The 24,275-nt window shown below is 50.6% G+C and carries 22 protein-coding genes and 1 riboswitch; of the genes, 6 read left to right on the top strand and 16 right to left on the bottom strand.

The window, feature by feature from the left end; genetic code table 11:
* Positions 1 to 153: 153 nt before the first annotated feature.
* The 7 genes from JTN23_RS19375 to JTN23_RS19345 are packed head-to-tail and all read right to left on the bottom strand — an operon-like array spanning position 154 to position 9,970.
* Complete coding sequence (locus JTN23_RS19375) at positions 154 to 1,269, bottom strand: 5-methyltetrahydropteroyltriglutamate--homocysteine S-methyltransferase (RefSeq protein WP_247236684.1); 1,116 nt, start codon at positions 1,267 to 1,269, stop codon at positions 154 to 156.
* A 50-nt stretch (positions 1,270 to 1,319) separates the two neighbouring features.
* A complete protein-coding gene (locus tag JTN23_RS19370) occupies positions 1,320 to 2,438 on the bottom strand; it encodes an alpha/beta hydrolase family protein (RefSeq protein ID WP_247236683.1) in 1,119 nt (372 codons plus the stop codon).
* 14 nt (positions 2,439 to 2,452) lie between these two features.
* Positions 2,453 to 4,309 (bottom strand): feruloyl-CoA synthase, encoded by a 1,857-nt coding sequence (locus JTN23_RS19365; protein WP_247236682.1) that lies wholly within the window; start codon positions 4,307 to 4,309, stop codon positions 2,453 to 2,455.
* Positions 4,306 to 5,103, bottom strand: coding sequence for a crotonase/enoyl-CoA hydratase family protein (locus JTN23_RS19360; RefSeq protein ID WP_247236681.1), 798 nt, complete (start codon positions 5,101 to 5,103; stop codon positions 4,306 to 4,308). Before JTN23_RS19360 ends, JTN23_RS19365 begins: the two co-directional genes overlap by 4 nt.
* A 48-nt stretch (positions 5,104 to 5,151) precedes the next feature.
* On the bottom strand, positions 5,152 to 6,759 hold the full coding sequence (locus JTN23_RS19355) for a DUF1593 domain-containing protein (protein ID WP_247236680.1): 1,608 nt from the start codon (positions 6,757 to 6,759) through the stop codon (positions 5,152 to 5,154).
* A gap of 34 nt (positions 6,760 to 6,793) precedes the next feature.
* On the bottom strand, positions 6,794 to 8,152 hold the full coding sequence (locus tag JTN23_RS19350) for a spinster family MFS transporter (RefSeq protein ID WP_247236679.1): 1,359 nt from the start codon (positions 8,150 to 8,152) through the stop codon (positions 6,794 to 6,796).
* Positions 8,153 to 8,161: 9 nt separating this feature from the next.
* The gene (locus JTN23_RS19345) at positions 8,162 to 9,970 is read right to left on the bottom strand and encodes an acyl-CoA dehydrogenase (protein ID WP_247236678.1); all 1,809 of its coding nucleotides are present in this window, start codon (positions 9,968 to 9,970) and stop codon (positions 8,162 to 8,164) included.
* 184 nt (positions 9,971 to 10,154) lie between these two features.
* Here JTN23_RS19345 and JTN23_RS19340 point away from each other — a divergent pair, with 184 nt between their 5' ends.
* Entirely contained in the window at positions 10,155 to 11,054 is a 900-nt protein-coding gene (locus JTN23_RS19340) for a LysR family transcriptional regulator (RefSeq protein WP_247236677.1), read from the top strand.
* Between the two features lie 10 nt (positions 11,055 to 11,064).
* On the opposite strand, the gene JTN23_RS19335 is transcribed toward JTN23_RS19340, so the two are convergent.
* The 5 genes from JTN23_RS19335 to JTN23_RS19315 form a co-directional block, all read right to left on the bottom strand.
* Positions 11,065 to 12,498, bottom strand: a complete 1,434-nt coding sequence (locus tag JTN23_RS19335; RefSeq protein WP_247236676.1) for a pyridoxal phosphate-dependent decarboxylase family protein — start codon at positions 12,496 to 12,498, stop codon at positions 11,065 to 11,067.
* A 199-nt stretch (positions 12,499 to 12,697) separates the two neighbouring features.
* The gene (locus JTN23_RS19330) at positions 12,698 to 12,961 is read right to left on the bottom strand and encodes a hypothetical protein (RefSeq protein ID WP_247236675.1); all 264 of its coding nucleotides are present in this window, start codon (positions 12,959 to 12,961) and stop codon (positions 12,698 to 12,700) included.
* A gap of 281 nt (positions 12,962 to 13,242) precedes the next feature.
* Positions 13,243 to 13,965 carry a hypothetical protein gene (locus JTN23_RS19325; protein ID WP_247236674.1) on the bottom strand — a complete coding sequence of 241 codons (723 nt, stop codon included), beginning with the start codon at positions 13,963 to 13,965 and terminating at the stop codon, positions 13,243 to 13,245.
* 196 nt (positions 13,966 to 14,161) lie between these two features.
* A complete protein-coding gene (locus JTN23_RS19320; RefSeq protein ID WP_247236673.1) occupies positions 14,162 to 14,848 on the bottom strand; it encodes a hypothetical protein in 687 nt (228 codons plus the stop codon).
* Positions 14,849 to 14,982: 134 nt separating this feature from the next.
* Entirely contained in the window at positions 14,983 to 17,031 is a 2,049-nt protein-coding gene (locus JTN23_RS19315; protein ID WP_247236672.1) for an alpha-amylase family glycosyl hydrolase, read from the bottom strand.
* A gap of 389 nt (positions 17,032 to 17,420) precedes the next feature.
* Positions 17,421 to 17,518: riboswitch (TPP riboswitch) on the top strand.
* Positions 17,519 to 17,608: 90 nt separating this feature from the next.
* On the opposite strand from JTN23_RS19315, the gene thiS reads away from it, so the two are divergent.
* The 4 genes from thiS (at position 17,609) to thiH (ending at position 20,490) form a co-directional block, all read left to right on the top strand.
* Entirely contained in the window at positions 17,609 to 17,812 is a 204-nt protein-coding gene (thiS, locus tag JTN23_RS19310; RefSeq protein ID WP_247236671.1) for a sulfur carrier protein ThiS, read from the top strand.
* A gap of 138 nt (positions 17,813 to 17,950) precedes the next feature.
* Positions 17,951 to 18,565: a thiamine phosphate synthase gene (locus tag JTN23_RS19305; protein WP_247236670.1), complete on the top strand. Its 615-nt coding sequence runs from the start codon at positions 17,951 to 17,953 to the stop codon at positions 18,563 to 18,565.
* Positions 18,566 to 18,577: 12 nt separating this feature from the next.
* A complete protein-coding gene (locus tag JTN23_RS19300) occupies positions 18,578 to 19,354 on the top strand; it encodes a thiazole synthase (protein WP_247236669.1) in 777 nt (258 codons plus the stop codon).
* Between the two features lie 2 nt (positions 19,355 to 19,356).
* Positions 19,357 to 20,490, top strand: coding sequence for a 2-iminoacetate synthase ThiH (thiH, locus tag JTN23_RS19295; RefSeq protein WP_247236668.1), 1,134 nt, complete (start codon positions 19,357 to 19,359; stop codon positions 20,488 to 20,490).
* On the opposite strand, the gene JTN23_RS19290 is transcribed toward thiH, so the two are convergent.
* The 4 genes from JTN23_RS19290 to JTN23_RS19275 form a co-directional block, all read right to left on the bottom strand.
* A complete protein-coding gene (locus JTN23_RS19290; protein ID WP_247236667.1) occupies positions 20,487 to 21,071 on the bottom strand; it encodes a thiamine phosphate synthase in 585 nt (194 codons plus the stop codon). The two genes, thiH and JTN23_RS19290, sit on opposite strands and share 4 nt — an antisense overlap.
* A 224-nt stretch (positions 21,072 to 21,295) precedes the next feature.
* Positions 21,296 to 21,583 (bottom strand): hypothetical protein, encoded by a 288-nt coding sequence (locus JTN23_RS19285; protein WP_247236666.1) that lies wholly within the window; start codon positions 21,581 to 21,583, stop codon positions 21,296 to 21,298.
* A 223-nt stretch (positions 21,584 to 21,806) separates the two neighbouring features.
* Positions 21,807 to 22,535, bottom strand: coding sequence for a LytR/AlgR family response regulator transcription factor (locus JTN23_RS19280; RefSeq protein WP_247236665.1), 729 nt, complete (start codon positions 22,533 to 22,535; stop codon positions 21,807 to 21,809).
* On the bottom strand, positions 22,528 to 23,712 hold the full coding sequence (locus JTN23_RS19275; protein WP_247236664.1) for a sensor histidine kinase: 1,185 nt from the start codon (positions 23,710 to 23,712) through the stop codon (positions 22,528 to 22,530). The genes JTN23_RS19280 and JTN23_RS19275 overlap by 8 nt, the downstream gene beginning before the upstream one ends.
* A gap of 229 nt (positions 23,713 to 23,941) precedes the next feature.
* Between JTN23_RS19275 and JTN23_RS19270 the strand changes: the two genes are divergently transcribed.
* A complete protein-coding gene (locus tag JTN23_RS19270; RefSeq protein WP_247236663.1) occupies positions 23,942 to 24,274 on the top strand; it encodes a hypothetical protein in 333 nt (110 codons plus the stop codon).
* The last annotated feature ends 1 nt before the right edge of the window (position 24,275 follow it).

The following is a 24,275-nucleotide window of genomic DNA, read 5'->3' as shown; positions in this document are numbered from 1 at the left end:
GATAGGGTATTTAAGAGGAGTAGAGAACTACTTCTTTTTTATGAATTCAGTATAAACAGCGACTCCGGCCACCGGGACAACAACCTCCTAAGGAAGTACCCGGGGCCAGAGATCACGAAAGGTGACAATCGCTGCTAGTGGATCTGGGGCAGATTAACTCTCGCCCCACACTTTTTGGGCGGTATTGACTACCAGTTCGATCTTTCTCCACTGATCATCGTGGCTCATGTCATTGCCATGGTGGGTACTGCTGAATCCGCACTGGGGGCTGATGCACAGGTTCTCCAGAGGCATGTACTGCGCGGCTTCGTCGATGCGTTTACGCAGGTCATCGGGGTTCTCCAGTTCCCGGCTTTTGGATGATACAATACCCAGTACCACTACTTTATTGTTAGGTACAAAGCGAAGCGGAGCAAAATCGCCGCTGCGTTCGTCGTCGTATTCCAGGAAGTAGGCGTCTACGTTGATGTTGTTGAAGAGTACCTCGGCTACCGGCTCGTAGCCACCCTCCGCAAACCAGGTACTGCGGTAGTTGCCCCGGCAGAGGTGAATGCCTACCGTCAGGTCATCCGGACGACCATCTATGACCGAGTTGATCAGGGCCGCGTAGGTGCGGGGTAGTTCGTTGGGATCTTCCCCCCGCTCCTGAGCGGCGGCCCGCATCTTGGGGTCGCAGAGGTAAGCCAGGTTGGTGTCGTCCAACTGTATGTACCGGCAACCCGCCTGGTATAGCGCGTCAATCTCCTGGCGGTAACTCTGGCTGAGGTCGTGGAAGAACTCATCCATATCAGGATAGGAATTGATGTCGATGGATTTGCGTCCCCCCCGGAAGTGGATCATGGTGGGAGAGGGAATCGTTACCTTCGGGGTATAGGTAGCTACCTGCTTGAGGTAGTTGAAGTCATCCACCTGTATGTCCTTTACGTGTTGGAGCTTACCCGTTACGCTCACCTTGGGGGGCGTAAAACCATCTTCGGCGGCCTTTGCATTGGGATTGGCTTCAATGCCTCCGGTTACCGTTACACCGGCCAGCTCTTTGAGGAAGTCCAGGTGGAAATAGTCCCGGCGGAACTCCCCGTCGGTAATGGACTTCATCCCGGTTGACTCCAGCTTCTTTACCGTATCGGCAATGGCTTTATCTTCAATAGCCCGTAGTTCTTCCGCTGTGATTTCGCCCCTCTTCCATTTCATACGGCTCTCCTTTACTTCGGGAGTACGAAGAAGGCTACCAACGTGATCGGCTCTGAACGGGGGTTTGATTTTGTACATATACGCTTTTGTTAGGTAGGTTGATTACTGTTTATTTATGTTATTTCTATTTATTCAATAGGGCCGGGTTGGGGACGTTTGCCCGTCGAAACCCACTGGCGCAACGTATCAAAGGCTGTTCCGGTCTGCCGGGGCGTAAACTGGCAGTGCCCCTGACCATTGGTGTACTTTACTACCATAAACTGCTCCTTGTTTCGTTGTCTGACCATATTTTCATAATTAGTAACGGCCAACTCAGCAGGGATCAGCTGGTCGTAGGTAGTATGCAGGATCACCACCGGCCGGGCAATGTCACCCGTACGGTCGTAGCGTTGCAGATAATCGTACGATTTACGGGAAGCGGCAAAACGTTCCACTTTCTGATTGACCATCCAGTCGTCGGGGAAGCCGCTGTACAGGGTATTGGTATTGTCGAAAGGGTTTCCTCCGGATTTTCTGATCAGGTCCCGAAGTACCATTTCACCAAAGAGGACCGCAAAAGGAAGATCCTTGAGCTTCAGATCAAACAGCCGAGCCAGCTGCATGGCCGCCAGCGAGTCTTTCATCAATCCATTCTGAATCGGGGGCACCTTGGCAAAGACCTGATTCATGGGCTGCGGCTGTGTATTAGCGCTGTTATTCACAATATCTGAAAGTGACGAGGTCAGCCCCGGAAAAAGTACATTGAATACGGCCAGCAGGTCAAACTCTTTGCGAGTCTGAATGTAAGGCCGGCTCGAAAGCGGGCAGAGGGGCAAGGCTCCCTGGTAGTTCGCCGCGAAGTTTTCCATAGTACCCAGGGAGACCCCTCCTCCCATGGATTCACCGGCCATGTAGGTAGTGTCGGGCTTGCCGTACTTGGTAACAAAATGGTTGCGGAGTGCTTCGGTATCCTCGATGCCCTCGGGCAGGGCGTAACCCTGCTGTCGGTAGGCAGAGGCGGCCACGGCATAGCCCCGTTCCAGAAAGGGAGCCATTCGTTGGGCAAAGTTAGGGTTGTCAATGGCCGAGGGAGAATGCATGAACTCATAGCCGTGGGCGTACATCACCAGCTTATTTTTCCAGTTGGGAGGGAACATGATCTTGTACCTGGCCCCGTTGATCGTACCTGAATCAATCTTGGCCGGCTGAGCTACTGCCCAGCCGGTAAGTAATGCAAAAGTTAAAGTAAGTAGAATAGTTGTTTTCATAGGTACTTTCGAAATCAGGTATTGGCTTCAATGACAAGGAGATTGAGCTCAGGTTGATAGAGTAGCGCCACCGCTTCCGGATGGTTTTTTAGCACCTGCTTCTGATTAACGGATCCCTTATCGGTCAATTCACCGGCATCCATAGAAAGGGTGAAGTCAGCGAGCAGAACTCGTTTTATAAGGGTAGCGCTACCGGTACTGGTTTGGCTCAGACTATCCAGGAGCTGCTGCATCGTTTGTTGTAATTGCGTACTGGCTGCGATTTCGCGTACATCCGCATCCCCCGTAAGTCCGAAGCTGGCCTTGCAGGCCTCTACCTCCGGGAACACCAGCGCCCCGACGTACTCCCGATCGTGGCCGGTAATAACCACGTCTTGGATCAAACCGTTGCCCGCGGCCAGCAGGGCTGATCGTAGCGTGCCGACGTTGACCCAGGTACCTGTATCCAGCTTGAAGTCCTCGGCCAGTCGGCCGTCGAACAAGAGTCCTTTATATACATCGTCCGGATCTACAAATTTGAGGGCGTCACCGGTCTTGTAAAATCCCTCCTCATCGTAGGCTTTACGGGTCGCTTCTTCATTACGCCAGTACCCCGGCGTGACGTTGCCTCCCCTGAAGCGAGCTTCCAGTTTGCCATCTACCGGTACCAGTTTAAGTTCCAGACCCGGTACGGGTAGTCCCAGCAATCCGGCAAAGCCGTCGGGACGGGTGGAGAAAAGGGCCGAGGGACTGGACTCGGTGCAGCCCAGACCGGTACTGATGATGATGCGCTCACCTACAGTATCCAGCGCTAGCTGCTCCAGAGCATCCCACACGTGCTGGGGCATACCGGCACCCGCATAGAAGAGCAGCTTCACCCGGCTGAAAAACTTCTCCCGGAGCCCCCGATCCCTCCGCAGGTACTCCACCAGCTCACCAAATCCCTTCGGTACATTGAAGTAGATGGTGGGTGAAATCGCATGAAGATTAGCTACCGTGGTCTTGATTCCAGTTGGGGTAGGATTCCCCTCGTCCAGGTATAGGGTACCTCCGTTATACAACGTGAGCCCTAAATTGTGGTTGCCCCCAAAGGTATGGTTCCAGGGGAGCCAGTCAATGATCTCGAACTCTTCGGCCATGAAGGGGAAGGTCTGGGTGATCTGCTGCCAGTTGGTGCAGATGTTTCCATGCGTGTTGATCACCCCTTTGGGTAGGCCGGTGGAGCCGGAAGTAAAAAGTACTTTGGCAATGGTATCGGGTCCAATGTAGTTGAATGCTTCATCAACGGCATGGGTTGGGGTAGTTGTTAAAAGGTCCTGAAAAAGTGTTGCCGGCAGTTCTGCTGGATTTGACACTACTACTACCTCAGTACCTTTGGCAACTGCTTTCAGTGCCTTCTCGTACTTCTTTCCATCCGAAACGAACAGCATACCCGGGGTAAGCAGGTCCATGACGTGCCGGAGCTTCTGGAAATCCGTTGAGCGCAGGGAATAGGCGGGCGTAATGGACGAGCAGGGAATACCCACGTGCAGGGCCGCCAGCGCCAGCAACCCGTGCTCAATGCTATTCTCCGAGAGTATAGCAATGGGACGCATAGGGGAGACATTCGCCCGGAGCAGGTACTGGGCGATCCGTCGGACCTGCTCCAGCGTCTGCCGGTAGGTGAGGGTACGCCACTGTCCCTCCCTATCGCGCTGCCCGATGAATACCTTATCAGGCCACACCCCGGCCCAGTGCAGCAGTCGCTCGGTCATCCGGGTGGGGTGGGGCTGTAAGGGTACCCGTGACTTCAGCAGGATAGTGCCGTCCTCCCGGGTGCTCCCTTCAATGGACACTTCGCCAAAAGGGATCTTCCGGTAAGGCGTGGCTTGTATGTCGTCTTTCAGCATCATGCTTCTCCTACTTTTTTAGCTTTTCCTTCCAGAAACAGCCGGAGGCGTTCCTTCGCCTCAGGTGCACTTTGCGCAATGGCCGCTACCAGTGATTCCATCATCAGTCCCTGCTCCTGCGACGATTCCGTAATGCGGGGCAGTACGTGCATCAGGGCGTAGTTGGTCATGCCGGCATTGGAGCTAATCTTACGCGCAAGTTCCATGGCTTTTTCAAGCCCCTGCCCCTCTTCCACCAGGTACTGCGACAGGCCGATGCTGTAGCCCTCCTCCGCCGTATACACTCTACCGGTAAACATCATGTCCTGCATGCGCGCCATACCGATCAACTTGGGTATACGTACCGAAGCACCACCTCCCACGAATATACCGCGTTGGCCTTCGGGTAAGGCATAAAAGGCAGAAGGCTCGGCTACCCGAATGTGAGCAGCGCTGGCCAGCTCCAGTCCTCCGCCTACCACGGCACCGTGCAGCACAGCCACCACCGGTACTTTACCAAACTGCACTTTATCCAGTGCATGGTGCCACATACGTGAATGGAAGATACCTTCCACCACATCCCTTTCTTTCAGCTCCGACAAATCCAGCCCGGCACTGAAATGGTTGCCCTCTCCGTGTATCACCACGCACTTGATGCCGTCGGGGATATTGGAAAACAGCTTTTCCAGACTAAGTATGGTTTCGTCGTTCAGGGCATTCCGTTTCTCCGGGCGGCTGATCCGCACAATGAGTATTTCACCCACGGTCTCGAGCAGAAGGGTTTCGGAGAGGGTGCTTAGGTTAGAAGTATTGTTCATGAGTAGCGTTCAGGAGTCAGATAGTACAAACTGTTTTTCAAGGGGCAATTATTTATTCCTGACCGTAACAATTACCCGCTGGTACCTCGTAAGAGCAGGTGTACCATGGTCTGTCCCTTCCAGGACCAGATGAATCGTTTGGCCGGCCACGGCATCGCTGGGAATCTGTACCTCCGTTTGTTTTGAATCAGGATTTGTGATGACGACCTTACCGGGATAACTTCCTGTCTGGAACTGCCACCATCTGAGTGAAACCTGATCCCCATCCGGATCCGAAACGGCTCCGTGTAACCGTACTTTATCTCCGGCAGCAGCCATAAAGCTCAGAGGCCCTTCCACTTGTACAATAGGTTCATGATTGGCATTGGCGTACGTAGGGGTTACCGACCATTTCATACGGGCCGCAAAATCCTGCTGAGCTGCCGGAAAAAAATTGGGGTAGGCTGGTTCATTGGCCTTTTTATTCACTGGATTTGAGCTGAGGGCTGCTACCATGGCCTGAGCGGATGTATCAGCAGGCTGTGAAAATATATTCGGGGTTTCCTGTTCAGGTACCTGACGGCCACCCCAACCTCCGTACGAACTTGCTTCGTAGGCACGCAGACCATTACTGAGCATGTTCATAAATGTATGGTTATCCCCTTCGCCTAACCAGGAGCCTTTTTCCTGGACAGGCATCCATACCGCATAGCCCATTTGTTTTAGCTGATCGTTAGTGTAGCCCGATAGGCCAAAATAATCAAGTTTATCGCCTTTTACCATTTGTTTTCCATCCCCCCACACCCGGTAAATGGTTCCAAGAGGACCACGATCCGATACGTTTTCCTTCATCCATGACGAAGTCAGGTACACAGCATTCTCCGGGGTAGCCCGTAGTTGCGCCCCATAGCCATAGTTGGGGCCGCCTCTGAACTGCCGGTACTCGATATCCGGCCAGTTGGGCTTGATGTAGTTGGCATAGGTATCATCCTGATCACCGGAAGGAAGCAGGACTACCTTACGCGAGATTTTATTTTTGACTACTTCCCATTGGGTGGTGTACTCATACTGCTCCTGAATGGATTTGAGCGCCCGGGCAATGGTACTATGACCTCCCCAGGCGGTAAGGAACAGAGGTCCCGGCTTATCATCCAGCATCAGCGATTTGATCAGATCAGAGCCCGGTGTATCTTTTGAATAGTCACCATCAAATTCAATATTCCCATATTTGATTTTAGATCGTAGTACATCCGGTGCCGGGTAGGCCGGGTTATGCACTTTCAGGTTTGGATACACTTTTGCATACGCATCGACCGCATTATGAATAAAACGTTCGTCTTTGGCCCAGCGCCACGATTCACATGGACATAGATCTAAACCGAAACGGCTATACTCCCGTCCCTGCACAAACCATTTGGTACCCTTTCCGTCTCCTTTCCAGTGAAATTGGCTACTGGCGTAGATGAGTCCTTCTATGTTCAGGTCGCTGCTGTAGAGCAGAAAACGGATCAGTGAGTTATTATCGTCAAGTTCGGGATCCGCCGTCACGACTATGCGCGGCCGTGCCTGTTTTTGGGAAGATTGGGCGCTTGAACGGTTGGGTAAAAGAAGTACTAGAAGTAGTCCAATCCCAAACAGCCCAAAAGGAATATAGTACTTATGTTGACGCACGCTCATTAGGTAAAGCCTTTTGAAAATTAATGTGTATGGTTCAGTTCTCATCAGTTAGCTGCCCCTTGTTGTTTTCAATGGCCTGCCGGTAAGGTTTCAGACCTGTCCAGAAGCTTAGCGCACCCACTACTCCCCCTATCAATAGGAGTAGCGTCAGAGAGTACCGTATAGCCCCCTCGTCCTGAAAAACAAAGTCAGTGAATATGGCCACGGTGGTAGGTCCTAGTCCTAGTCCAATCAGGTTGAGAATAAAGAGAAAGATGGCGGAGGCCAGCACCCTTACCTGATTCGGCATCAGTTCCTGCACGGCCGAGGCGGCCGCTCCAATGTTGGACGCGAGGAAGAAGCAGGGGATAAACAGGATGGCCAGGGCCAGGATCGGACTATTCATGAGGGGAGCAAAGCAGGTAAGCACGACGGCTACCAGGGAGATCAACCCCACGCGGAGGCGACCATCAGTATATCCCATTCGTACCAGCCGGTCGGCGTACCAGCCACCCCAAAAGACTCCCAGTCCTGAAGCTACTACAAGTACTATCCCAAAGCCCAAACCGGCCTGCGGCGTGCTCCAGCCGTAGGTGCGCACCAGATACGTAGGTACCCAGGCACTGCACCCGTAGTTGATCAGGGCCGAAAAAGCCAGTCCGAAGCAGATGGACAGGTAGGCCCACTTGTGTTTGAATATGATGTTGAGAGCTTCCGGAATACTTACTTCTACGGTTTTGCCTTCCTTTTTCAGGAGGTTTTTGCGGACCGGCTCCTTTACCGTCAACATGAGTGCGGAAAGGATGAGGCCCGGTAGCCCGATGTACACAAACAGGAGCTGCCAGGGGTACAGCGAGCCGAGCAGAGGTACATACACCCGTCCCTCCGTTGGGAGTGTAGCAATAATACCGGCTCCGATCAGCAGAGCTATACCAGAGCCTAAGAATATACCCGACGAAAAGATACTGAGTGCCGTAGCCAGACGGTTTTTAGGAAAGTAATCAGCAATCATCGAATAGGCAGAGGGCGATAGGGTCGCTTCGCCCACACCTACGCCCATGCGGGCCATAAAGAACTGCGAGTAACTCCGGATGCCTCCGCAAAGTATCGTCATTAGGCTCCACAACGCTACGCCACCCATAATGATATTGCGGCGACTGTACCGGTCGGCCAACCGACCGATGATGACGCCGAACAGGGTATAAAACAGAGCAAAGCTTAACCCCATCAGCAGACTCATCTTAAAGTCAGACAACCCTAAGTCCCGCTTGATAGGTACTACCAGCAGGCTGAGGATCTGCCGGTCGATAAAAGAGGAAATGTTGGCCAGTGTTAGTAGAAAGACTACGTACCAGCCGTATTTCAGGGAAGGTTCCTGGGCCTTTTCCAGGGGTAGGGTTAACGTCTGCTTCATGGGTACGTATCAGATAAGTATGTCTTCCTCCGGATTGAATAGAGATAGCCCCTCCTCAGTCGTAAGCTGCTCGCAAAGTACTTTACACCTCGTTAGTTCATGGGTGAAGTAGAACTTCATAGTATGTATTTTGGACCGGTAGAAGGGTTTCTTTTCTCCTGCGGCTTCCCCTCCGGCTAACGCTTTTTCGGCCACTGTACCCATCCGGAGCCACTGCCAGGCCACGTTAAGGATACCGAATAGCTGCATGTACAGGGTAGCATCGGCCAGGAAGGCTTCATTCCCCTTTTCCTCCCGCACCCTAAGGAGCAGACCCGTTACTGACTTCCAGGCCGCGATGGACTGGTTGAGTTGATCGGCATAGGGTTGTAAGGCTTCAGATTCATTGGCAATCCGTATGTCTGGCATTACCTGCTCGCTCCACAGGTCTACGGCCTGCGCATGGTTCTGGGGGATCTGCCGGCCCAACAGGGCAATGGATTGGATGCCGGTGGTACCTTCGTATACCGGAAAGATCCGGGCGTCCCGTGCCATCTGCTCCACGGGGAAGTCAGTCGTGTATCCATAGCCACCCAGTACCTGCAGGGCCTGGTACACCGAGCGATTCCCCTCCTCCGATCCGTAGGTTTTAGCCACCGGGGTCAGTAGTTCCAGCAGGTCCAGGTAGTGCTGTTTCTGTGATTCCTCAACAACTTTCAGGAGATCCAGGTACTTGTAGCACTGGAGGATAAGAGCCAGGGTACCTTCGGTAATGGCCTTTTGAATCAGCAGCATCCTCCGTACATCTGGATGCTGAATAATGGGTACCGGAGGGGTATTGGGATCTTTGGCGTTGGCCCTTCTGCCCTGTACCCGCTCTCTGGCGTATTGCAGCGAAGTAGCGTAGGCCAGGGAGGCGACCGACACCCCCGCCAGACCCACCTCCAGCCGGGCGCTGTTCATGAGCTGAAACATGTACTGCAGGCCCCGGTTGGCTTCGCCGAGCAGGTAGCCGACGCAGGTACCCGCGCCGCCAAACTCCAGGTGCATGGCCGGAGTGGCCTTTTGCCCCATCTTGTGGTATATTCCGATGGATTCTACGCCATTGAGTACCAGCGTACCTGCTTCGTCTTGCCGCTTCTTGGGTACTATAAAGAGCGATATACCCTTGACACCCGCCGGTGCTCCTTCTATCCGGGCCAGCACCAGGTGTACTATATTTTCGGTAATATCCTGATCACCGGCTGATATAAATATCTTTTGTCCCCTGATATGATAGAGACCTTCCCCGGCCGGTATGGCCGTTGTAGTAATATCCGACAACGAACTACCCGCCTGGCTTTCTGTAAGGCACATGGTAGCTGCCCACTGCCCCGACAGGAGTTTGGGTAGATAGAAGGACTTCTGTTCCTCATTACCAAACTGAAGCAGGACATTAGCGACACCCTTTACCAGATCGGTGAACATCACGAAGCTGTTATTGGCCGAGGAAAGTATGTACTGAACGGAGGCAGCTATGGTGCGGGGTAGTTGCTGCCCGTCCCACTGGAGGGGAAAGGTAGCCGCCATTAAACCTGATTCGGCATAGGCATGATAGAACCTGTGCACCAGGGGATGCACCTTAACCTGTCCGTCTACCAACTGAGGCTCCTCACGATCGGCGGGCACGTAGGCGGGTTGTAGGTATTCCTCAGCTAGTTCCGCGGCAGCATCAAGGATCATGTCGAAGGTTTCCCGTCCGTGCGCTCTGAAGTACTCATGCGCTGTGACGTCCTCCATACCCAGTACCTCATACAGTACAAAGCGGAGGTGATCGCGGGAAAAACATTTGATTGCCATACGTTTTAATTTTCATGATTACACTCTTCCCTAAAGGAGAGAGGAAATCAGATCTTACCTCTTTGGTACACTCCAATAGTATAGATGGCGCTTCCTGTTGCTCTCAAAAATGATATTTTATCCCTTAGAAATCTAATTCTATTTTCTAATTTGGTAATTAGTATAACTTATTGGAAATTGCTGTATGGAACTACGGCAACTGCGCTATTTTGTAGAAGTAGCCCGCGAACTGCATTTTGGCCGGGCGGCGGAGAAGTTATTTATATCCCAGTCGGCGCTTAGCCAGCAGATACAACTCCTCGAAGAAGAGATTGGAGTGGACCTGTTTGTACGGACTCTGCGACTTAAACAACGAAAAGTGGAGCTAACGGAGGTGGGGGAGCAATTTCTGATAGATGTTGTTGCGATACTGAAGCAAAGCGAAATGGCTCTGGAAAATGCCCGCAGCCTGGGGCAGCGCAAGAATGAATTACGAGTAGGCTTCTTTAAATTGGCTTTTCGGGAGTGGATCGTAGAGATCATTCATACAATAGCGCGCCATTTTCCGGAGGTAGAGGTGAAGATCATTGAGTACCCTACGGTAGAAAGTGTACAGGATGGCCTGCTGGAACAAAAGATAGATCTGGGGATGATGCTGCTACCCCTCAAAGACGAGGCGTTGGCCTCGCAGGTGTACAAAAATGACTACCTCAGCGTAATCCTCTCGGAACACCATCCGCTGGCAACGGCCGATCATATCCTGCTGGAAGAGTTGAAAGACCAGAAATGGGTGGTTATCAATAAACCTCTTCATCCCTTCTATGACTACATCGAGCGGCTATGTCAGAAAGCGGGATTTAGCCGGGAGAGTCACATCGTGCAGGAGGTTTCATCCCACGAGATGCTCTGTAGTCTGGTGAGTCTGGATATTGGCATTGCCTTTATGCCCTCCCTCTTCGACCTCAGCAAAGAGCCTGGGCTGGTGGCCAGAAAGGTACTCAGAAGCGGCGCTTCACCCACGGAAATAGAAGTGAATCATGCCATAGCCTGGCGCAAAAGGCAACTGTCTCCGCTGGTGAAGGCCGTTGTAAATACAATTGGGTAAGGTAATTGGGCTAGGCTGGGGGTGCCTGCAGAAAAGCAGCTTTCTGCTCAATAGTTTCCAGTAATTCCTGCAGCTCCCGTTCGGTAGTAAGCGGGTTCATCAGGGATACCCGCAGATAGGTTTGTCCTTTCAGGGTGGTTTGTACAATGAAGAAGTCCCCCTCTTCCAGCAGCAGTTGTCTGATCTGTTGATTGAGCCTATTCGGGTCCCCATCCGTCCGGTACCGGAAACACACGATGTTGCACTCCGGCTCGTAAGCCAGTTCAAAGGCAGGATTGGCTCTGACCTGGGCGGAAAATGTTGTAGCCAGTCCGTACAGCCGCTCTATATTCTCCTTAAAAATTTCTTCGCCGTAGGTACAGAGGATGGTGTACACGTTCAGGATGGACATGTTTTTGGTACACTCAAGGGTTCTCTTCCCGCCGTTGTACCATTCTTCTTCCCCTGGCTGCTCCGCCCACAGGTACTGGGCCCGCTGGGCGAATGTCTTGTACGAGTTGCTGCCTCGTTTGAAGATAACCGCCGTAGAGAGTGAGGGGGTCATCATCATTTTGTGGTAGTCCACTACCACCGAATCCGCCTGCTCAATCCCTTTGACCAGATGCTTGTATTGGGGCGAAAAGGCGGCCGGAGCGCCGTGGGCCCCATCTACATGGAACCACAGGTTGTACTTCTGACAGAAGGCCGCAATGGCTTCCAGATCATCGTAGGAGCCGGTGGAGGTAGTGCAGGCACAGCCTACTACACACAGTACCTGCTTTCCTTCGGCCCTAACCTGCTGGTAGTAGGGCTCCAGCAGGTCGGTGCGCATCTGGTACCGCTCATTAACGGGTACTTTGATAATACCTTCGGTACCCAGACCCATGATGCGGGTGGCGCGGTCTATGCAGTAATGCGCTTCTTCCGACACCAGTACCGCCCACCGCTGTCCCTCCTGATGGCCTTCGTTCCATACATTACTGACCGCCGCTCGGGCTGCCAGCAAGGCCGTCAAATTCCCCAATGATCCACCTGATGTCATAATACCGGACGCTTCCTTACCAAAGCCGAGCGTTTGGGCCAGGTACTCCGACATGATCTTTTCGAGCGAATTACCTACCATGCCCATTTCGTATACCGCCTGTCCCTGGTTCAGCAGGGCCGATACCGCCGACGACAGCACCGTGACCGGTAAGGGAGGGGTAGTCTGGTGACCCATGTACCGCGGGCTGTGCAGATGAATGGACCGTTCGATGGCTTCCTGAAACAGGGCCAGTGGCTGGGTCAATGGTTGTAGGGAACCTAACTGCCAGTACGCCAGCTGATCGCCCGGCGGTTTCCAATCGATGGTCTTACCAGCTCCGGAAGTAGTCTTTTCCAGATAATCGGCCAGCATATCAATCAAGGCATGCCCCTGACGTCGGAAGTCATCGGCGGAGTAAGCCTGATCCATTATATTTTCCATGAATAGTTGCTCAGTTTTACTTGCAAAGTAAGCGGGAAGTAACCTGTAATAACAGTAGACACCAGTTATTTTGACCAAATTTGCAGGTACAGGAGTATGTGAATCAAGCTATCTGAATTTCTAGTATGCAATTACACTATATACCAACAAAGCACGGCCGGTATACCGGCCGTGCTTTGTTGGTATATGCTTAACTCAATTAGTCTTCTGACTCTTCAGTAGCTCCTGCTCCGCCCAAGTTCTTCTTGGCATTGTTATCTATTTCCTCTTCTTCGCGTGTACTGTCCATATTGTCGGTGACAAGTCCGGTACCACCGGTACCCACATTGCCTATAAACGATGAATTACCCTGAACCGTAGTACTACTATTTTTTAGCTCCTCCGCATTTCTATCGTAGGTGGCGTCAGTCCTGGCTTCACTCTGCTTTCCCTGCTCCTGATTGTCTTTATTGGTAGTGTCCATAGTCAATGAAGTTAATTCCTGCTTATACAACCTGTCCTTATCCAAAAGGTTTAGGCTACCTGTCTTCAATGAAAACGGGCAAAGAGGGATGGGGTGGTACGGGTTTTTAAGCTTCCTGAGCTACTTCAGGAACGGAAGTAACTACATGAGTACTCATTTTATATACATTGTATGAAGTAGAAACTATCTATAACTATACTACTGCTGGTAGTACACCTTTCCAGACAGCAGTAGGGGGGGGATCCGCAACCACCATTTTTGATAGAGACTTACCCTCTCGCTTAAATAAGTAACAAAAGCACCGAATACAGCAATACACCCGTACTGAATGCCCAGAAATTGCTCTTTCGTTCTTCGGGCAGTTCCTCTTTCAGAACGTTCAGGATGGTACTTCCGGCTATGAAAGCAAATAGTACCACAATCCACTCTTCCGGAACTTCGGTAAGTATACCTATCATCCAACCGGCTACAATAGAAAACGTGATGACCCAGCGGCCCTGGCGGCGGTAGGCGGAGTGGTAATGCTCAGCGAGGGCATAGTCATTTACCATGAAATGAAAAGCCATTGCCACCGTAAACCAGACCAGAGACGCTACGTTTTCGTCACGCTGGACCAGCAAGTATCCAATTATTGCATTATAAAAGGAAAAGGAAGCAATGTGTAGCCAGAAAACATTCAGGTTGTGTGTGGCCATCTCGGTTTCCTCCTCATCCCGGTTTGATTGCGCCGATTGCTTGGCGGCTTTTTCCAGACCGTAGTAGAAAGCCAGACCAAACAGGGCAATCAGGTAAATATGGTGTTCCAGAAAATTAAGAACCTGATCCTGCAGCACCTCCTGGCCCGCTGCCAGCTCCGGTAGTAGATGGACGAATATATAGGCTACCGACACTCCTCCGCCAAAGGATAACCACTTACTGCGGGGGATGGAGGTAAACTTCAGCCGTTCGGAGAGCAGGTGGGTGAGTGCCAGTACCAGGGCGGCTATTGCTGAAACAGAGACCATACATTAAAGTGCTTACATGTACTGATGAACTACGTTCAGCACTAGCCACAAAAGTTATTCCTGCATTAGCAGGAGTTTTGGTGTGGGATATAGTCTGGATTTTTGCCCTGGGTTTATTTATCTGCCACTTCAAGATGATTCCACTGATTCTGTACCTGAGTATTATCCTGGAAAGGGATCAAAAAGCCGAAGCTTCTTATCTCTTTTTGCTATGAATAAATTGGGAAGCCCGTTGCTTGGCTTCTTCCATCAATTGCATATAAATAAGATTGTAATCTTTTGAATACGAGTTATTACAGGTATGGATGATATAGGTAAACAAGCTCAGCACCAGAATCATAAGTAATGGCCCTAGTATACCCAGGCCTACACCATTGTGGAATATATAAATGGAGACACATATTGCACAGAAAATAGTAATTCCCCTTAGAGTAGAGAAATCCATTTTTCCGGTCTCTATTTCTTTGGTGTACTCTGCTAACTCTTCTGATTCGTCGTTACTGAATAAGGTGGGATTATTATTATTTATAAGATACGATATCTCATCAACGCTAAAACTAAACAATGTATCGTGATGATCATGCTCTTCCTGGGTGCGCATATGATGTACCCTTTGTGAAATATTCACATATAGTATAGATAATACCACCGCCAGAATTATGCCTATTGAATATTTAGAATCACTTGGGTCCTGGATTAATGGGTGCATAAGCAGCAGCAGAAGTATCGAAGACAATAGCCAGCTCAACTTATTATCTTCAAAAGTACCTATCAATGCTACCAGCAGCATTAAAAACCAGACTGCATAGATTGCGCCAATAAAAGTACCCATCAACTGCACTGTAAGAGATACTACAATGCTGATTATTAGTAATATTTTCATAAGTGTATATAGTGTGTGAAATAATAATAGTACTTACACCACAAGTATATCCACCTATCAAAAAAATATAAAGTAAAAATTATCTATTGGTTCAATATTTGATTCATAGTCAACTTCCGGACCTTTAATCTTGCCTAGGCAAAGGTATCCTTGATCAGAATCAGTACTTCCGCTGGCTGTATATCCCGAATCTCTACATAGGCTGCTTCTCCGGCCTGTCCTTTTACGGTTACCTTTGAACCTATGGCGTGAGTGCCTGTGTAGGCTCCGTTAGCAGCCGTTTGGGCTGTATTGGCAATGACTACAAATTCAGCACCGGGCTGGGACAGTTCGGCGGCCACTACTACATTACCCCCACGAGCATCAACTCCATTGGGATTGACGATGCAGAGCGCCTCCTGATTATGCAGGATGCGTGACCAGGCTACCAGTTCGCCCGCTTTCGGAAATTCAAAGCCCGTACCGGGAATTTGTATCTGTCGCAGGTACTGGCGTCCGAGCCGGAGTACCGAGTGGGCAGCTCTTATTTTGCCGAGACTCTGGATCCGTCGGTAGGCCGGGCTTCCTGTATCAAAGCAGTGCTTGCCAGCGGTACCAAACGGACCAAATCCAGGTAAGGTAGTATCCTGCTCATGGAGTTGTGTTTCCAGGTCCTCTGTTGCATTGGCCCGCGGATGTTCGGGACCAAACATGGCTTCGCGTAGGTACCTGTCGTTGGAGCGCCATCCATCCAGGAAGCTTACCTGCGAACTGGTCGGACCAGCCAGCGCCTGCTCGGTACCATAGTAGATGCAGGGAATCCCCAACGTGAAAAATTGAATGGCCACGGGAATCGTCACGTAATAATCCTTTACCGCGAAATCATCGGGTACTTCGGCAGAGAAGCGGATCTTACTGCCAAATACGTGATCGTGGTCGTCCAGGATGGATACGTGCCGGTCACCAAAACTACGGTGGGACTCAAAACCCTGGCTTTGCCGGTCAAAGATGTCGAAGTAGGTATTTCCTCTATCCAACCCTTTGGCCACGGAGTTCAGGGTGAGTCGGGCACTACCAATATCCAGCGCCGCGTTCAGGTTCCGCTCCATCATGGCTGTGAAGTCCATGACAGCATCCTGGAAGTTGTCTCCTCCGGCTATTTCACCGATCAGCAGGAAATTATGCTTACCAATCAGATCCGCAAACTCGCGAATGGCACCGCAGAAGTTGCGGGTTTCTTCCAGCGCCATGTGCTTCACGGTATCAATCCGGAAACCGTCGCAATCGGTAAGGGCGATCCAGTACTGCAGACACTGGATCAGGTGCGTAAGTGTACCCGGTACATCCAGAGCGAAGTCTTTTAACGAAAGAAAATCGGTACGCTTGTGTTCGGCTCGGGGATCTGCAATGTCCCTTGACTCACCCAAACTACCCATTCCCGCCCGGGTATACAGGCTCTCCCTTTGCAGCTCGCGGGGCCATACGCCTTCGTGTATGGAAGCGATATCCGCCGGTTCCGTGGTAAAGCCTTTCTGGGCTATATTTCTCCAGGCCAGCTTCCACCCACTCGTATCTTCAAAATCAGGAGAACCGTAGTAGTTGGGCCAGGCTTTGTAGGGCGGTTCATTCTCGGCCTGATCAACCTCATTCTCTGGCTTGACATACCCCCAGTTGTCACCCGAATGATTCACAATAACGTCAAATACTATACGTATTTCATTGGCGTGGGCCTCACTCACCAGATTTACCAGATCTTCTCTGGTACCGAAGCGTGGATCTACCTCCAGAAAGTCCTGTATACCGTAGCCATGGTACGAGTTCAATCCTACCCGCTGTTTGAATATAGGTCCAATCCAGATGGCGGTTACACCTAATCCTTTCAGGTAGTCCAACTGCCCCCTGATACCATTGATAGTCCCCCCCTGCCAGCGTGAGCCCGATTCAGCCCATTGCTGCCAGTTCCAGTCTTCACGTACCTCCGTCTGGCGTAGCTCTTTGATCTCGTCACGTGTTAGTAGTGGACGATTTGCCTCCTGTCCGTCGCTAAACCGATCGGGTAGTAAAAAATACAGTACCTCATCACGCCAGCTAATGGGTGAGGGAAAGTAGGTTACGCCCTCCCGTATGGCGCGATTGATAAGTGATCGAGCCCCTGCGATTGTATCAGGACGATCTGGTTCCAGAAGATCTAATGGTGTAGGCATAGTAGTATCGTTGATAGTGTGTAAGTCAAAAGCCCTCATTGGCAGGTATGGATGATGAGTCACTTCATCTGGTACCCTATTTTTGAGAGGTTACTCTTTTTGTAACTGCTACTTGTTGCGTTAAAAGTACAGCTAAGTACTTACAGTACATAGCCTATTGGGTACTTCTTATTGAGTGGTATCGTCTGGTAGGGTTACTTGTATGTGTGCTTCTGGGATCGGTAGTTTCCAAAACTTGTAAGGCAATGAAGGGAAACAGAAATGGAATGTTTCTGACTACTTAGTATTCTTATTCGAACAACAACGGCTGCGGCAATCGAATAAAAGTTTTACCACCTACCTCTATCTCCTTCACCATTTTTACTACATTTGCTGCAGCTTAATCACAAACCAAACTTTAGGGGTGTCCGCCGTAGGGCGGGCTGAGATGATACCCTTTGAACCTGAACAGGGTAATGCCTGCGAAGGGAAAAGTGAACATACTGACTGGACGCCGTGCACCCATTGCACAGCTGTTTGTAGTCTGTCTCAACATCTTCCCCTGCCGTTTGGCTCAACTGAAACCGGTTGCCAAACTATGCAAGTAAAACTTAACTTCAAACCCGTTGAATGTCCTCCGCCCGGTACATTGCTGGCGCTGCTGGAAAGTCTGGGTCTCACCGACCGAAAGGGTATTGCTCTCGCTCACAATAGCCGCATCGTGCCACGGGCGCATTGGGAGCAGACCCAGCTTCAGGAAAACGATTCCGTAACGCTTATACAGGCAACGCAGGGTGGTTAATGGACTTCAGGCAATGAGGTACAGCCTATGCGACTGGTCTTTGGACCGGCTGCTGCAACGGCTCAATCCAATCAAGCTACCTGATCTATTTCACTTCATCCCTATTGCATTGCTACCAACAGGTAATGAATCGTTCCTATGAAGATAAGTCCATTACAATACATCACCTCTCGTCCCGAAGATGCAGACCTGGCGTGCCGGAACGGAGTCAACTGGGTACAGTTGCGCGTCAAGAACCGGTCTCTAGCTGACTGGATGGCACTGGCGCTGGAAACGCTGGCTGTTTGCCGCCAGTACAAGGCTCGCCTGATCATCAATGATAACGTACAACTGGCCGGAGAAATCGGAGCCGATGGGGTACACCTGGGTAAGCAGGACATGCCCGTAGCCGAAGCCCGGCAGTTGCTGGGGGCGTCGGTGACTATCGGCGGTACGGCCAATACCCTAGAAGACATCCGGACCCACTATGCAGCGGGGGCTGATTATATCGGGTTGGGACCCTACCGATTTACGGTGACGAAGGAGAACCTTAGCCCCATTCTGGGTTTGGAAGGATACAGCGCGCTGTTGGCTGCCTGTGGGCAGGATAGTATATCCATACCCATCATCGCGATTGGCGGTATCGAAGTGGCTGATGTACCGGCTATACTTCAAACTGGGGCCTATGGCATAGCCGTTTCGGGTGCCATTACACGAGATATACCCGGGCAGGTTCCGGCATTTTGGGAGGCTATAAAGCCGGTTTATTCTTAAACATTCACAACCATGAATCCACAACCCTTACGTATTGCCAATAGAACATTTACATCCCGCCTGTTTACGGGTACCGGCAAGTTTAGCTCAACACCCCTTATGGAAGAAGCGCTCCTGGCTTCTGGCTCGGAGCTGGTGACGGTCGCACTGAAAAGGGTGGACATCACCGACGCTACAGATGATACCCTGTTGCACCTGAAGGCGCCCCATATCCATCTGCTGCCCAATACCTCGGGGGTACGGACTGCTCGGGAAGCAGTGTTTGCTGCCGAACTGGCCCGGGAGGCGCTGGAAACCAACTGGCTCAAACTGGAGATACATCCTGACCCGCGCTACCTGCTGCCCGATCCCATCGAGACACTACAAGCGGCCGAAGAACTGGTGAAGCTAGGTTTTGTGGTGCTGCCTTACATCCATGCGGACCCCGTGCTGTGCAAGCGACTGGAGGAAGTAGGGGTGGCGGCTGTGATGCCCCTAGGAGCTCCCATTGGCTCTAACCGGGGCTTACGAACCCTTGATTTTCTGGAAATCATTATTGAACAAAGCCAGGTACCCGTGGTGGTAGATGCCGGTATTGGTGCCCCCTCCCACGCTGCGGCGGCTATGGAAATGGGTGCCGATGCAGTACTGGTCAATACAGCCATTGCCGTAGCCGATAATCCGGTACAGATGGCGGTTGCTTTCAAGATGGCCGTCGAGGCCGGTCGACTGGCCTATGAAGCCAGGCTTGGAGCCTCGTCGGCCACCGCTTCCGCCAGTAGCCCATTCACCGCATTTCTGGAAGATTAAGTATGTTCAGCCAAGTACTAACTACTTATTCATGGGCGGAGGCACAACGGGCCATCCACACCAAAACCGCTCGTGATGTCGAACGGGCACTGGCCAGTACGGACCGCACGCTGGCCGACTTTCAGGCGCTGATCTCACCGGCGGCCGCCCCCTATCTGGAGGATATGGCCCGCCAGAGTCACTTCCTGACCCAGCAGCGCTTTGGTAAAACCATGCAGCTGTATGCCCCGCTGTACCTCTCAAACGAATGTCAGAATATATGCACCTACTGCGCGTTTAGCCTGGATAATAAGATCAGGCGGCGCACGCTGACGGATGAGGAAATACTGCGGGAGGCCGATGCGCTGAAGGCGATGGGCTATGAGCATGTTCTGCTGGTAACGGGTGAAGCGAACCAGACCGTAGGGGTACCTTACCTGAAAAAGGCCATACAGTTGCTCAGGGAGCAATTTGCCCATCTCTCCATGGAGGTACAACCCCTCGATCAGCCAGACTATGCTGAGCTGGTAGCCGAAGGGCTGCATACCGTGCTGGTGTATCAGGAGACCTATGATCAGGAGAATTACAAAAAGCATCACCCCAAAGGCAAGAAAGCCAACTTCACCTACCGGGTTGAAACGCCTGACCGGTTGGGACGGGCGGGTATATACAAGATTGGGCTGGGCGCATTACTGGGTTTGTCCGACTGGCGCACCGACAGTTTTTTTACGGCACTGCATCTGAACTACCTCGAAAAAATGTACTGGAAAACCCGGTACAGCATCTCTTTCCCCCGGTTGCGGCCCATTGATGTACTAGGTGCTGAGGGAGTTACTTCCCGCGATTTCGGACAATGTATGACCGATCGCGAGCTGGTTCAGCTCATTTGTGCATACCGGCTTTTTAATCGTGATGTGGAGCTATCACTCTCGACCCGCGAAAGTCCCCGCTTTCGTGACCATGTCATCCGATTGGGAATCACCAGTATCAGTGCCGGCTCGAAAACCAACCCGGGGGGATATGTGGTGGAGCCGCAATCGCTCGAGCAGTTTGAAATATCGGATGAACGTTCCCCCGCCGAGATGGCAGAAGTGATACGCAGGGCTGGCTACGAGCCGGTCTGGAAAGACTGGGATTGGAGCCTCATGCCTACCTAGTGGACCAGATTTGACAGTTGCTGAATGGTCTCGACGGGGTCTGGGCTTTGCCACAGCGTTCCCAGTACTGCTGCCCCGTCGAAACCCGCTTCCTTTACCTGCTGAATAGTTCCGGCATGTATACCACCCAGTCCAATCAACCGGGGTAGTCTCTCTTCCTTCTGTTTCAGGTTCCGGATGGTAGCCGCTTGATCTGATAAGGGTAGTGCGGGCCCGTATCCTGGCTTACTGATACTTGCGAATAATGGACTGTAAAACACCAGTTCGCACCGCCCGTTCAGTTGGGGCCACTGGGCCAGCTCGTGGATACTCGTAGAAAAGGCCCGGCTATGTGGGGCTGCTCCCTGACGGTCTGCCTCTTTCCAGTGCTGTAAGTAAGGCTGATCAGGAACGGCAAAGGGTATGATCAACTGCCGCTGGAAGGGCCGTAAGTAGTCCTGCGCCAGGGTCGTTGAAAGTACTTCGGAATACGCCTGACGTACGTACAGGTAGGAAAGGCCGGACTGAAATAGGGCCGGAACAAGCTGCCACTGGTCAGTAGTTAATGAGTCCGGAGTAATACCAATAAGAGTAAAAGCCATATCTGATTGAAATCACTAAGATAGGAAATTCCCCTTTGAGCGGACCCAGTTGTGACCAGTAGAGTTAATGTATGCCTCGGAGTACTTGAGTACCTGCCGAAGCACTGGTTGCATCCGGAGTAAAGCAACGGGTATAGTTTGGCTGAGGATAAAGTTACCAGTTGCGTTTCATTCACCAAAGTACCTGGTCTTAATCAGGTACTTTGGTGAATGGGTCGTTTGATCTATTTGTTATTGACCAGCTTGAAGAAGCGGCTTTCGTCTCCATCTTTGGTTTCCTCCTGGTAGAGGAAGGCCAGACCATTTTTTTGAAATATCTCATACCACTCTTCCCACGATATTTCTTCCAGGGAGTCGCCTCCGCTATATCCGGGAAAATCAATCCTGATTAGACCTTCGCCTTCATCGGTATTACCCGCTCCCTTTACTTTGGCCGGTTTGCCCTGGCGCTGCTCGGCCCACTGCTGAATTTCTTTCAGATCCGTCGTTGTTTTTGATGAGTGACTTGACATATGCTATCCGGTTTGTTAGTTGAACTTATGTCCTGATTAACCAGGTACTTCAGGTGTGGAAATGGATACGGCGTTCGTATCTATTCCCCTATCAACTGGCTGATGGATTGAAATGTTTATAGGGAAAATCGGATACTCAGATGCTAAGAGTAGCGACAGCAGAGACAGGCACTTTGCAATTTCTAGAACAAACATTGGTTTCTTATATCCAGGTAAAGGTGGATCAGGCAAGAACACGATCAACAATCTGTTTATAGTGTCTGCCAATAGGTATTTCTACATGATTGACACAAATCTGTCCCTGCGAAAAGGAGGTGATCTTATCCAATGCTACGATATATGACCGGTGAACACGTAGAAAATGGTCTTCCGGTAGCATCTCGGCAAGGGAGCTGATTGTTTGCTTTACTACAAGTTGGCCGTTGGGTGTCATGATTTTTACATAATCCTTCAAACTCTCAATATAGAGGATATCCTTTAGCATCACCTTCAGCATCCTTCGGTCTGCCCTGAAGTAAAGGTATTTATCGGCGACTGATGGAGTTGATGGTTCGAGGGACGGTAAGGAGGGTAAAGGCTGATTACCCCAAGGAACTGCTTTTTGAATAGCTTTCAGGAAACGCTCCAGGGGAATAGGCTTGAGCAGGTAGTCTACTACATCCAGTTCATATCCATCAAGAGCAAATTCTTTATAGGCGGTTGTGAAGATTACCTTAGGGGGATTTCGCAGTGATCTTAGAAAATCGGTACCCAATAGCTGGGGCATCTTAATATCAAGGAACATCAGGTCTATAGCTTGCTGCTGCAGTACTCCAAAGGCGGCCATAGCACTATGACATTCGGCTACCACTTCCAGGTTTGGTACATATGTAATGTGTGACTGCAGTACCGTAAGGGCAGGTGGCTCATCGTCGACCAGCAGACAACGTATTTTTTTATTCTCCTCAGGCATGGGTAGATGTTGTTATCAATCCCGGATCATTGGTGTTACTTAGTACGTGTTCGGGTTTTTCCTCCTCCAGTTCGAGTACAAGCGATACCATGTACATCCCGTTTTCACTGATTACTTTAAGCTCATGTTTATTCGGATAAACCAGCTCCAGACGCTTCCGAACATTCTCCAGCCCAATACCTCCGGGGGAAATAGAAGCCTGGTATTCGGGGCTGTTTTCACTGATGCTGTTCATTAGCTTAAACTTCATGGTATTCCCCTGAACCGTCAGCTCCAGATTTATCCAGCCAAAATCGAGCTGTTCACTGATACCGTGCTTAAAGCTGTTTTCAATAAAAGGGATAAGCAGAAGTGGTGCAATTACCTTATTGTTCAAATTATCACTTATACTCATAGAAACATCAAGACGGTTGCCATAGCGATCTTTCTCCAGCTCAACATAGTCCTGTATCAGTTTCACTTCTTTACGCAATGGTACTTTAGGGATATCACATTCGTAGAGTACGTGTCGCAGCAAGCTTGAAATCTTAAGTACTACATCAGGCGCTTTTTCAGACTGGATCAGCGTGAGCGAGTATAGGTTATTGAGCGTGTTGAACAGGAAGTGGGGATGAAGCTGAGCTTTAAGGAGCTGAAGCTCTGCCTTAAGTCTTTCCGATTCCAATTGCTGGTACTGCTGATTCTGGAAGTACCATTGTTTGGTGAGCTTAATAGCAACGGCCAAACCGGCTACCGCAATACCTCCCCTAAATCCGGATAGTAGTCCCATGCTAAGCAACAGGAATGGAAGATTAGCACCTGGCACCTGATGAGCAGTTCGTAATGGAACTAATAGAAAGTAGGCCAGGAATGTATAGAGAATCGTAGCAAGTACCAGAGTGCCTACAACAGAGATCAGGAGCTGGCTATATTTCCCTTTAAGTAGAAAACGTGGTATGACCAGGTAAATGCTGAAATAACAAAGAAACAGCATGACGGGTAAAACGATCATGGTTTCAAGGAAGCCAATCTTATAGATAATGTATAACGGGAATTTTCCCCGGCCTTCAATACCCATATAACCAGTGCCCGATACCACCGTAAAAAACATCACTACCACCACCCAAAAAGTGAGGTGGCGGCGCAGACGGTAGGCAGGCCGATCAGACAGAAAAAAACTCGTATGGGTGACAGCCATTTTTAGGATTGGATTATATGATACAATCACTCTAAATAAGCGGATCAATACTTCTTTTACAATAGATTGGATGGGTTTATAGCCAGACAACAACCCACTGTCGACGAACGCCGTTGATCGCCAATTACGGGTGCAGAACTTACTAGTTATGATGAGTGTCAGCCTTAACTTTAGATAGGTCGAAAAGCCAGGTTTAGCGTTTTGGGACCACTTACATTTGGTTCAAATTATGTATCAAACCCAAAAAACAGCTAAACAAATGACAACTTTAACAAGTACTACTCAACTTTCTATTGAAGCACAACCAGCAACAACAAAAAGTAAGCAAGGCTACTTTCATACCCTCTCTGCGTATGGACTTATTGGCATCGGAGTTGGTTTTATCGGGATGCTCGTTCTGGTGTTCAATGTATCACTTTCGGGACTCTTTGCCATTTCACCCCCTATCATCTTTACCATTTCTGCCTTTACGTTTGCATTCGTAATGTTATTTACCCGCTGGCGATGGACTCCGATCCTTGCTGTTACTTTTGCTCTAATAGAAATCCTTTTTCAACTTTGAG

The sequence above is a fragment of the Telluribacter roseus genome, assembly GCF_017355915.2.
Classification (GTDB): domain Bacteria; phylum Bacteroidota; class Bacteroidia; order Cytophagales; family Spirosomataceae; genus Telluribacter.
Note: the sequence above shows the minus strand (reverse complement) of the source record. Positions and strands in the feature narration are given on the sequence as shown.